This window comes from Thomasclavelia cocleata (genome assembly GCF_900102365.1).
Taxonomy (GTDB): Bacteria; Bacillota_I; Bacilli_A; order Erysipelotrichales; family Coprobacillaceae; genus Thomasclavelia; species Thomasclavelia cocleata.
In genome coordinates, this window is record NZ_FOIN01000001.1 from 40,064 (window position 1) to 52,157 (window position 12,094).

A 12,094-nucleotide genomic window follows, 5' to 3' on the forward strand; every position below is an offset into this window, starting at 1 on the left:
TAAAAGAAAAAGAAGTTAAAGAACTAAGTGATTTGGAAAGGTTATGTTATCTGTTTATAAAGAATGAATATACTGGTATAATAAAAGAGAAAGAAGAAGACATAATCGGGATGGTGATAAAGATGTATGACAAGTTTAGAAATAATGAGCCAATGTGGTCAATAGCGAATCAGTTAGCATTAGCGAGAATAAGAACAGAATCATTTAAAGATGAATATCACAGTAAAGGATTAGAAGAGGGAATTGAAATTGGAATAAAACAGGGGGAAAAACAAGGGATTGAAAAAGGAAAAAAAGAAGGATTAGAACAGGGGATAGCGATAGGAAAAAAAGAGATATTTATTGAAATGATTAAAGGAAGATACCATCAGGAATGCAGTAGATGGATAGAAGGATTAAGTGAAAAACAGTTAAAACTAATAAACAAATATATATTTGAAGAAGATGAATTTGAAGTGTTTAAAGAAAGAATAGATAATAGTAATTAGCAAAAAAAGACAATCAAGTGAAGCTTCTTTACATAATTGAGCAACTCTTTTGGCACAGCTAGGCATAATATGTAAATTAATAAAACACTTGTTGTGTAATACTGTTGAGTTATATGATTTATTTGTTGCTGAAAATGGCAAAATAGTTTATAAAATCTGTCTTAATATGGTACTTTTTTCATATTTTGTGATATTTTCTTGATTTTTTTAAGGCTGTGAATAATAAATACAATATATTTTTACAAAAAATTTATTGTATTTTGCTCTTTTTTGTTGTATACAATTATGCTATAATAACCTAAATAATTAGGAGGTTATTGTATGCAAAAGGGGATTATTACAGTAGTAGGTAAAGATCAGGTTGGAATTATTGCTAAAGTATGTACATATTTAGCAGCTAAACAAGTTAATATCTTAGATATTTCACAAACTATTATTCAAGAATATTTTAATATGATGATGATTGTAGAATTAAGTTCAATTACTGATGAATTTGGTACTATCTGTGAAGAGTTAGATAAGTTAGGTGCAGAAATTGGTGTAAACATCAAATTACAACACGAAAACATTTTTAATAAAATGCATCGTATTTAAGGAGAATTTGTAAAATGATTAATTTATTTGAAGTTGCAGAAACAAATAAAATGATTGAACAAGAAAATCTTGATGTAAGAACGATTACATTAGGTATCAGTTTATTAGATTGTATGGATCATGATGTTGATGTTTTATGCAAAAATATTTATAAAAAGATTACAACTTTAGCAAAAGATTTAGTATCAACAGGTAATCAGATTGAAATGAAGTATGGGATACCAATTGTTAATAAACGTATCTCAGTAACACCAATTGGTTTTGTTGGTTCTAACGCTTGTAAAACAACAAGTGATTTTGTTAAAATTGCTAAAGTTTTAGACAAATGCGCACATGAAACTGGTGTTAATTTCATTGGTGGATATAGTGCAATTGTATCAAAAGGAATGACAAAAGCAGAAGAATTATTAATAAGATCTATTCCAGAGGCTATGAAGGTGACTAGCAACGTATGTAGTTCTGTTAATGTTGGTTCAACCAAAACTGGTATTAATATGGACGCTGTTAAATTGATGGGAGAAATAATCAAAGAAACAGCAACTTTAACCAAAGATAATGATTCAATTGGGTGTGCTAAACTAGTTGTTTTATGTAATGCACCTGATGATAATCCATTTATGGCTGGAGCTTTCCATGGAGTTAGTGAGGCAGATGCAGTTATTAATGTTGGGGTTAGTGGTCCTGGTGTAGTTAAAAATGCTATTGAAAAAGCAAAGGGTAAAAATTTTGGCGAATTATGTGAAATTATTAAAAAAACGGCATTTAAGATAACTCGGGTTGGTCAGTTAGTTGCTTTAGAAGCATCAGAAAAATTAGGAATCCCATTTGGAATTATTGATTTATCATTAGCACCAACTCCTGCAATTGGCGATAGTATTGCTGATTGTCTTGAAGGAATGGGACTAGACAGTGTAGGGGCTCCTGGTACAACTGCAGCTCTTGCAATATTAAATGATCAAGTAAAAAAAGGAGGCGTTATGGCTTCTTCATATGTTGGAGGATTAAGCGGAGCATTTATTCCAGTTAGTGAAGACCAAGGAATGATTGATGCTGTTAATAGAGGTGCATTAACACTTGAAAAGTTAGAAGCTATGACATGTGTCTGTTCAGTTGGACTTGATATGATTGCTATTCCAGGAAGTGTGAAAACTAGTACTATTTCTGGCATAATAGCTGATGAAATGGCTATTGGTATGATTAATCAAAAAACTACTGCAGTTAGAATTATTCCAGTAATTGGTAAAGAAGTAGGAGAGGTTGTTGAATTTGGTGGATTATTAGGTTATGCACCAATTATGCCAGTAAATGAGTTTGGATGTGCTGAATTTATTAATCGTGGTGGACGAATTCCAGCGCCTATACATAGTTTTAAAAATTAAAAGACGAATTTTCGTCTTTTTAATTATTTAGAAAGGAATATAATTATGAATGATTTAATTGTTTTCAGTCCATTATATAAAAATGAGGATGTTAAAATATGTTTTGAATTATATAATGAGATTATTAAAAATAATAATTTGGACTATGCTAACAGTTTTGTTTCTTTATTAATAAGATTAGCTGAAAAATATAATTTATACGGTAATCTGTTTAATAGTTTACTAACAAATCTATTAATAAATAATGAAAATTCATTTTCACTAGCATTAGAGAGAAAACATGATATTGCAATAAATTTAAAGGATATTGTTATAAATGATTTTAAAATAATTTTTAAAATGTTTAATACTGATTTTAGTTGTTTAACACTATTACAACAAAATTTAATTAATAATTTTGTTCCATCAAAACCTGTTATTAATCAGGAATTATTTGATATTTCGAGATCCCTACAAAATAGTTTAACTAATTGTAAAGATGTTAATGAATTTTATGATACTTTAGAAAAATTCTTTGTAACTTATGGAGTAGGAAAATTTGGATTAAATAAAGCATTTCGTTATGAAAATAATGAAATTTGTCCTATAATACATATAGGCAACGGGCGATTAGATCAGTTAATTGGATACGAAAGTCAAAAGAAAATACTTACCAAAAATACTGAAGCATTTTTATCTGGAAAAAAAGCTAATAATGTACTTCTTTATGGTGATAGTGGAACTGGTAAATCAAGCAGTATAAAAGCGTTATTAAATGAATATTACAAAGATGGATTACGAATGATAGAAATTTATAAACATCAGTTTAAATATTTACCTAGTATAATTCAGGAACTACAATCACGGAATTATAAATTCATTTTATTTATGGATGATTTATCATTTGAAGAATTTGAAATAGAATATAAGTATTTAAAAGCTGTAATTGAAGGTGGACTAGAAAAGAAACCTGATAACATTTTAATTTACGCAACTAGCAATCGTCGCCATTTAGTCAAACAAACCTGGAGTGATCGTCAAGATCAAGATGAAGTTAATATAAATGATGCAAAACAAGAAAAAATTTCATTAAGCTCTAGATTTGGGGTAAAAATATTATATACACATCCAAATCGCCAAAACTATCTTGAAATTGTAGATGGCTTAGCTAAACAATATAATCTTCAAATCCCTCAAGAAGAATTACATCAAAAAGCTTTAACTTGGGAGATTCGTTATGGCGGTTTTTCTGGAAGAACAGCTAAACAATTTATTAATGCAATGTTAGGAAGATAAATAGGAGTTATATGCAAAAATTATTATTAAAAGACTATGATAAAATCAAACCATATCTAGATGATGCTGATTATGAGGGTTATAATTCTAATTTTGTAACAATGATGATGTGGGATCATGAATATGAGATATTTTATGAAATTAAAGAAAATTATTTAATTATGTTACATACTTATATGAATGAAAAGTTTTTTGCTATGCCATTTTGTAAACCAGAGTATTATCAAGAGGCATTAGAATATATGCTTGAATACGCTAATAAACATAATTTTATTTTTCGAATTGATTTGGCAGTAGAGAAATTTAAAATACTAATTGAAGAATTATATGGTAATAAATTTTTATATTTACATGATGAAGATTTTGATGATTATATATATAGTAAAGTTTCTTTAGAAACTTTATCTGGTAAAAAAATGCAAAAAAGACGTAATCATTTTAATGCTTTTCTTAAAGAACATCCTGATTATATATACAAAGAAATTGAAGATGAAGATATTGATAATGTTTTACAATGTCTAAAAAAATGGGATTTTTCCAGAAGAATTGAAGAAAGTGTAGTTTCTGAATATATTGGTATAGTTTATTTATTAGTACATCGTCATGAACTAAATATTAAAACTGGATGTATTTATATTGATAATAAACTAGAAGCTTTTATAATTGGTTCTCCCTTAAAACATAGTACAATTCAGATACATGTTGAAAAAGCTAATAAGGATATTAGGGGATTATATGTTGCAATTGGAAAATTATTTTTAGAACAAAATTATGAAAATTATGAATTTGTAAATCGTGAAGAAGATATGGGATTAGAATCTTTGCGTAAAGCAAAAAGAGCACTGCATCCAGTAAAATTGTTAAAAAAATATACTATTATTTTAAACAACCAAACTATCAATCAAGCTAGTGATAAAGATTTATATAATATTATAGATTTATGGCGTAGTAGTTTTGAAGATGAAGATGAAAAATCAACTAATTTCTATTTTATGAATCGTTATCAAAAAGAAAATACTTATGTATTAAAGAATAATGATTTAGTAGTATCAATGCTTCAAATTATTCCTTATACACTTATTTTTAATGAAAAAGAAGAAGATGTATACTTTATTTTAGGAGTGGCTACTAACAAGACATATCGAAAACAAGGATTAATGAAAAAATTAATGAATTATGTATTATCCTTATCAAAGTATCAAAACGCTAAAATAATCTTACAAGCATATAATCCCGAATTATATTATCAATTTGGTTTTTCTCAAGATTATTATCACAAAGTAACAGAAGTTGATAATAATTTATATGAAGATAATTTTCTAATTAAAACAGCAAATAATAATGATTATATTAAATTATTAAATCTTTATAATCAATTCTGTAAAAAGTATACAGGTTATCGAAAAAGAAATATTGAATATTACCAAAATTATTTAGCATTAAGATGTGAAGCTTTTGATGAAAAAATCAAAGTATTTGATTTAAACAACAAATCAATTGGTTATGTAATATATAGCGAAGAAGATGTAGTAATAAAAATATCAGAAATCATATATTTAGAGCAAGCTTATTTAGATATGATAATTGGGCACTTTATGATTTTTGATAAAAAAGTAATTATTGAAAGTGATTTAAAAGCTATAATTAAAGGTGATTATAAATATGTATGTACGATGATGTCTAACTTCTTAGAAAATAATTTTCAAGATAATAATTTTTATATAAATGAATGTTTATAAACAATGATATTAAAGAGCGATATCCACTAAAATATCGCTCTTTAATATCATTGTACAACTTCGCATAATGAATATTATGTAATTTATTTGTGAATATTTTACACGCAATACAAAAACTTCTTTTTTTACTATCTACAAAATTCCCTTAATAAATTCGCCATTATTCGCTATTAAACGCTATCTAATGACTATAAATAACGAATTGTTTTAGATAATCAGTAAATCAGTTTTCTAATTTTATAAATATAATATTAATTAAAAAAACTTTCTTTTATTTCTACTTTTGTATCTTTATAATAGATTTTGTCAATGTTTGGAGGGATAAAGATGACTAAAACAAACTGTTATACAGTATATATATTAGAGGAAAATAAAGAACTAGCTAATTTGATTAGTAAACATTTAGGATTGTTAAAGAATTATAAAATTCTAGGGATAAGTGATAATGCAAAAAACTGCATAGATTTTTTATCATATAATAAATGTAATCTTTTTATAATTGATTTAATGCTTTCTAAAGTTGATGGTATCGGTGTATTACAGAAATTAAAAGAAATAAATAATAATGCATATGAAAAAGTTATTTGTATATCACATTTTAATAATCCTGTTATATATGAATTACTAGATAGTTTAGATGTTACATATTGCATTAAAGCACCAATTAGTATACAATCTTTTATTTATACAATTAATTCCATCATGAATATAAATATTGAAGAAATTGATATAAGACAAACTTCTGAAAAATATAAAAAAGTAAAGTTAGAAAATGAAATAACTACTATATTAAAAGATGTGGGAATCCCTGCACATATCAAAGGCTATTTATATCTTAGAACAGCTATTATGCTGGTATATTATGATATTGAATTATTAGGTCAAATAACCAAAAGATTATATCCTGAAATTGCTTGTCAGTATAGTACTACTGCTTCGAGAGTTGAAAAAGCTATTCGTCATGCAATAGGAATTGCATGGAATCAAGATGGAGGTATTGAAATAAATAAAATTATTAGAACTACTTCAAATAAAAAGAAATCTAAACCTACTAATTCAGAATTTATTGCTTTAGTGGCTGATAATCTTAGAATTCAAGAACGATTAAAACTCGATTATACAATAAAAAAAGGAGTTTAAAACTCCTTTTATAGAAATAAATTATTAATAAAAGCAGCAGTATTTATAATAATAAAAACAATACCAACTATTAATAAATAAAGATATAATTTAATATGTTTATCTTTTTTATAATTATTGAATAAAGCTAACATCGCACATATAATTAATACCATTGTAATAATATAAAATACTGTTATACTTAAAGATGATTTTGTCAGCAAACCTGCAGCGAGAATAAAAGTTCCCACTGCATATGCTAAAATTGACATGACTATTAATCGTTTACTATTTTCTTCCATAAAATTCTCCATTAAATTATTTTATTTAAAATTGAACATCCAACTAATGGTAAAGAGACTCCAAAGTTATCTGCGATAGTTGCTCCAATAACTGCAAAAGAATCCATTTGCTCTAAGTGATGTGGTTTTATAAGTTCTTTTGAATAAATTAGCAAAGGTACTTGTTCACGAGTATGATCTGTACCTTTATATGTAGGGTCATTACCATGATCACTAGTGATCATCAATAGATCATCATGATTTAAATATTTCATTAATTCTTCTAATTGGTTATCAAATTCCTTAATTGCTTTACCATACCCCTTAGGATCTCGTCGATGTCCGTAAACAGCATCAAAATCAACTAGATTAACAAAACACAACCCAGTAAAATCAGTTTTTGATAATTCAATAGTCCTATTCATACCATTTTGGTTATTAATAGTTTTTACTTTTTTTGTAATACCTTGATTAACAAAAATATCAGGAATCTTACCAACTCCAATCACATCATATTCAGCTGTTTTTAAAGCTTCAAGAACAGTTGGTGCAAAAGGCGGTAAAGCTAAATCATGACAATTAGCTGTTCGTTTAAATTCCCCTGCTTTTTTTCCAATATATGGTCGAGCAATTATTCTCCCCACTTTCCAACGTTCATCCATAGCTAATTCACGAGCTATTTTACATGCATCATATAACTCTTGAAGTGGAATAACTTCTTCGTTAGCAGCAATTTGAAAGACTGAATCGGCTGAAGTGTATACAATCCAATCACCTGTTTTTATTTGATGTTCACCGTATTCATCAAGAATTTCGGTACCACTAGCGGCTTTGTTACCAACACACTTTCGCCCTGTTTTTTCTTCAAATAATTTGATGAATTGATCAGGAAAACCCGTTTCTGTAAATGTCACAAATGGCTTTTCTGTTTTTAATCCCATCATTTCCCAATGACCAGTTATTGTATCTTTTCCTTTAGAAATTTCATTTAATGCCAAAGTATAACCTAATTGTGATTTTAATGGATAAATACCTTTAAAATTTCCTAAATTACCTAGACCTAACCCTTCTAAATTTGGTAAGTCTAAACCATCACAATAATCGCATATATGTTGCAAAGTGTTAGCCCCTTCATCATTATACGATTTAGCATCTTTAGCATTACCAATTCCTAAAGAATCACATACAATTAAAAAAATACGTTTATATTTCATTTTTTCCTCCTTTTAGATTTATTCTATACTATCATCTTTTTTCTTCATTCGTGGATGAAACTGCTGATATTCGTTTTTAATTTTTTGATTAGATATATGTGTATAAATAGTTGTTGTACTTATATCACTATGCCCCAATAATTCTTGAATTGAACGTAAATCTGCTCCATTTTCTAAAAGATGTGTCGCAAAACTATGACGTATAGTATGAGGTGAAATTTTTTTGTTGATAGAAGTTTTATTAATAACTTGCTTTAAGATAATATAAAATTCCTCTCTACTTAATTTATTACCATGATTATTAAAAAATAGTAAAGAAGATTCTTTTTTTATAAATTTATCACGATACTGATTCAAATATACATCTAAAATTATTTTAGCAATTTCACCAATTGGTACAATCCGCTCTTTATCCCCTTTTCCAACGACTTTTATATATCCCATATATAGATTTATAGAACTTACATTTAAGTTTATTAATTCCGATACTCGTAATCCTGTAGCATACATCAATTCCAACATGCAACGATTACGACAACTGATGTGATCGTTTATCTTAATAGTTTCTAGAATTTCTTGCATTTCTGTAGTACTTAATATTACAGGTAATTTTTTGTTTATCTTAGGTAAATCAAAGTTACTTATAATATTAACATCAATAATTTTTTCTTTTATTAAAAAATTAAAAAACATTCTTAATGAAACCAATTTTCTTGTTATAGAAGCAGAAGTGTTTGTTTTTCCTAATTCTTTTAAATATAAACGAATATGTTCTTTTGAAAGCTCCTCTATTTTATTAATCTGAAAACTATCATTTAAATAAATAGAAAACTTTTTTAAATCACTAATATAAGCAATAACTGTATTCTTACTAAGCCCTTTTTCAACAATTAAATATTGTCGATATTCATTTATAGCTTCAATTATTACCATGTTTAACTATCACCTCATTTACCTGCTATTATATCACGATTAACTAGGTAACTAAAGTGCATAGACCTTAAAAGCCATTGAAATGGTTACAATTATTAAAATTATAATAACATAATCTAAAATATAATTAATAATTTTACGACTATTAAAAACTTCTCTAGTAATAAATGATATCGTAAGACAATTTAAAGACAGCCTAAGAGATATAATAGAAATTACATAAACTAGAATTAATTCAATTAACATTTGTGGTATATATCCTAAAAAAAACATACCCATACTAAACTCATTTAATGTAAAATAAAAAATAGTTGCTAAAGTTAACTGTATTCCTTTTGAAAAAATAATAAAACTATTAAAAAAGATTCCCAAAAAACTAGTAGAGATAAACAATGATAAGAATATGTATACACCTGTAATTGTCATATATAAATTATAATTATTTGTTATTTCATTATCTTTATAAAAAAATATATACTTGCAAAGATTAATCAGATTTTCACTGCCATAAAAATAATAAATAATTCCAAAGATGATTCCACATCCTAATAAAACAAAAGAAAAAATATTTATTAGTAATTTTTCATTTTTAAAAATTTTATTTAAAATGCCCATAAGTAGACCTCCGTTTATACAACTTATGAGCAAGAAATTATTTTATTCATTTATTTTAAATATTTTTTTTGAATATTTTTTTTAGAGATATCTGAAGCCTTAGTAACTATTGTTTTTTCAAACTTATTATTAATATTTTCTATAATTATTTGTATATCTTCATCTTTTTCAATATCATTAGTAGAATTAAAGATGTTTAATTGTTCTTTATAATTTTTTTTATTAATTGTATTGTTTAAACTAATTCCTAAAAGACGTACTGGGCGCCCATCATAATGAGCATCGAAAAGCATTTTTGCTGTAGAAAGAATATATTCATAATCATTAATATAAGAATTAATCGTTGTTTGTCGATTAACACTTTCAAAACGAGTATATTTAATAGTAATAGATATAGAATTGGAGATAAGATTTCTTTTTGCTGCACGCATAGAAACTTGTCTAGCCAATTGTTTTAACGTATCTAGTAAAATTATTTCATCTAATGTATCATGTGGCAAGGTTATTGAGTTCCCAACAGACTTTAATTCATTTTGTTTGGTATCAACAACTCTATTATCAATACCATTAGCCCTACGATATAACAATAATGCATTTTTTCCAATAATCTGCCTTAATTTATTATAATTATTATAATTTGCAATATCACCAATTGTCATAATTCCAACTTCTCTTAATCGTGGCTGAGTCTTTTTACCAATTCCAAACATATTTTTTATATCTAAAGGCCACATCAGCTCTTTTAAGTTTGAACGAGTCAATATAGTAATCCCCATTGGTTTTTTCATATCACTAGCCATTTTTGCTAAAAATTTATTTGGTGAAATTCCAATTGAACATTTTAAATTTAATTGTTCATAAACATCATTTTGTATTCTTCTTGCTAATTCAACAGGATGATAATTTTTATCTTGTATTACTTTCGTAACATCAACATAACATTCATCAATACTAGCAACTTCTAAAATTTCACTATATGAAGAAAGAATGCTAAAAAATTCATTTGATAAACGATGATATAATTCAAAATCAGCAGGTAATACAATCAAATTTTTACATTTTTTGTATGCCTGAAATAAAGGCATTGCAGAATGAATTCCAAATTTTCGTGCTTCATAAGAGGCAGTAGTTATAATACTTCGTTTGGATTTTCCAGAAATAACAAGTGGTTTTCCCTCTAAATTAGGATTACGTGAAATTTCAGCACTAGCGTAAAAAGCATTTAAATCTATATGAAAGATTATCTGCATTATTTAATCCTCCTAAATAAAAATCATATAACTTATCGTCTCATTAATAGTGTATTTACTTTTACTAAATAATTAATTATAGTTATAAATAGAACAATTATTTTTGATAAGCTAAATTCCTCCAATACACTTATTATACTAAAAAAAACATTACATGAAAATATGAAAGGTGCCTTTTGGCACCTTTGTTATCCTTGTTTATCCATTTCTAGCATCCACTCTATATACAATCCAAAACCTATCATGGGATTATTTCCAGATACATGAGTGACACAGCCAATAATTTTATCATCTTGAATAATTGGTGATCCACTCATTCCTTGAACAATACCATTTGCCTTATTTATAACATTCTGATCAGTTACTTTAAATTCAATACCCTTTTCTTTAATTGTATACTGGTCGTTTAACTTTGTGATTTCAATTTCACATTTTTGAATTTCATGCCCATTTAATACTGTTAAAAAATATGCTTTTCCTAATTTGATTTCATCAATACTTGCTGTTTCAAGTGCCTTTCTTTTAGAAATATCATAATTATAAGTTCCATAAATACCAAATTGATTATGGCTGTTTATACTACCTATTTCAACATTAGAAATATCTGCAATTTTATTACCAGAACTATTAGAAGTAGCTTTTTTTATACTAGTAACATTACTTTCAAAAATAGTACCAGATTGAATTAATTCACTACTACTAAGTTTAGTATCACTCATTGCATGTCCTAAAGCACCAAATGTATTATTAGTAGGGTTATAGAATGTCAAAGTTCCGACACCACTAATAGCATCTTTTACATATAAACCAGTAGAAAATTCTTGATTTTCATAAATAACTTGTAAATTACGATGCAGTTTTTCGTTATTTCTGATTATTGTTACATCATAATCACTTTTTTCACTGCCACCATCTTTAATAATCTTGGTTAATTCTTCAATACTAGTAACTTTTTGATTATCTATTTCAACGATCATGTCACCAGTTTTAAAATCTTTTGCAAATGGATCATAAGTTGTATTTTTTGATTTAATCTTATATCCACCTGTTATTACTACACCCTGATAATTTAAGTCAATTCCAATTGAATCACCACCAGGTACTAAAGATATTGCATAAAGAGCGATTGGATTGATGATAATGGCTAAAACAATAATTAAGGAAAGAATTAGCTTTTTAAAAAGCATAGAAACCTCCTTGTAACATT

At 26.5% G+C, this 12,094-nt stretch carries 12 protein-coding genes; 6 read left to right on the forward strand and 6 right to left on the reverse strand.

All coding sequences use genetic code 11. The features are described from left to right. The 6 genes from BMW96_RS00210 to spo0A form a co-directional block, all read left to right on the forward strand. The coding region (locus BMW96_RS00210; protein ID WP_092351270.1) for a hypothetical protein at positions 1-488 on the forward strand (488 nt) is incomplete at its 5' end. Between the two features lie 321 nt (positions 489-809). Continuing rightward, positions 810-1,082 (forward strand): ACT domain-containing protein, encoded by a 273-nt coding sequence (locus BMW96_RS00215; protein ID WP_092351273.1) that lies wholly within the window; start codon positions 810-812, stop codon positions 1,080-1,082. Positions 1,083-1,096: 14 nt separating this feature from the next. Continuing rightward, a complete protein-coding gene (locus BMW96_RS00220; RefSeq protein WP_092351275.1) occupies positions 1,097-2,461 on the forward strand; it encodes a PFL family protein in 1,365 nt (454 codons plus the stop codon). A 45-nt stretch (positions 2,462-2,506) separates the two neighbouring features. Next, positions 2,507-3,736: an ATP-binding protein gene (locus BMW96_RS00225; RefSeq protein WP_092351277.1), complete on the forward strand. Its 1,230-nt coding sequence runs from the start codon at positions 2,507-2,509 to the stop codon at positions 3,734-3,736. A gap of 11 nt (positions 3,737-3,747) precedes the next feature. Next, entirely contained in the window at positions 3,748-5,475 is a 1,728-nt protein-coding gene (locus BMW96_RS00230; protein ID WP_092351279.1) for a GNAT family N-acetyltransferase, read from the forward strand. A 327-nt stretch (positions 5,476-5,802) separates the two neighbouring features. Beyond that, positions 5,803-6,615 (forward strand): sporulation transcription factor Spo0A, encoded by an 813-nt coding sequence (gene spo0A, locus BMW96_RS00235; RefSeq protein WP_092351281.1) that lies wholly within the window; start codon positions 5,803-5,805, stop codon positions 6,613-6,615. 8 nt (positions 6,616-6,623) lie between these two features. Here spo0A and BMW96_RS00240 read toward each other — a convergent pair whose 3' ends face one another. The 6 genes from BMW96_RS00240 to BMW96_RS00265 form a co-directional block, all read right to left on the reverse strand. Next, the gene (locus BMW96_RS00240) at positions 6,624-6,896 is read right to left on the reverse strand and encodes a hypothetical protein (protein WP_092351283.1); all 273 of its coding nucleotides are present in this window, start codon (positions 6,894-6,896) and stop codon (positions 6,624-6,626) included. Positions 6,897-6,907: 11 nt separating this feature from the next. Further along, the gene (locus BMW96_RS00245; RefSeq protein WP_092351285.1) at positions 6,908-8,089 is read right to left on the reverse strand and encodes a phosphopentomutase; all 1,182 of its coding nucleotides are present in this window, start codon (positions 8,087-8,089) and stop codon (positions 6,908-6,910) included. Positions 8,090-8,107: 18 nt separating this feature from the next. After that, positions 8,108-9,022, reverse strand: coding sequence for a site-specific tyrosine recombinase XerD (gene xerD / locus BMW96_RS00250; RefSeq protein WP_092351287.1), 915 nt, complete (start codon positions 9,020-9,022; stop codon positions 8,108-8,110). A 51-nt stretch (positions 9,023-9,073) separates the two neighbouring features. After that, complete coding sequence (locus BMW96_RS00255) at positions 9,074-9,637, reverse strand: hypothetical protein (protein WP_092351289.1); 564 nt, start codon at positions 9,635-9,637, stop codon at positions 9,074-9,076. 50 nt (positions 9,638-9,687) lie between these two features. Then, a complete protein-coding gene (locus tag BMW96_RS00260; RefSeq protein ID WP_092351291.1) occupies positions 9,688-10,887 on the reverse strand; it encodes a DNA polymerase IV in 1,200 nt (399 codons plus the stop codon). Between the two features lie 188 nt (positions 10,888-11,075). After that, complete coding sequence (locus BMW96_RS00265; RefSeq protein WP_092351293.1) at positions 11,076-12,074, reverse strand: SpoIVB peptidase S55 domain-containing protein; 999 nt, start codon at positions 12,072-12,074, stop codon at positions 11,076-11,078. Between the last annotated feature and the right edge of the window lie 20 nt (positions 12,075-12,094).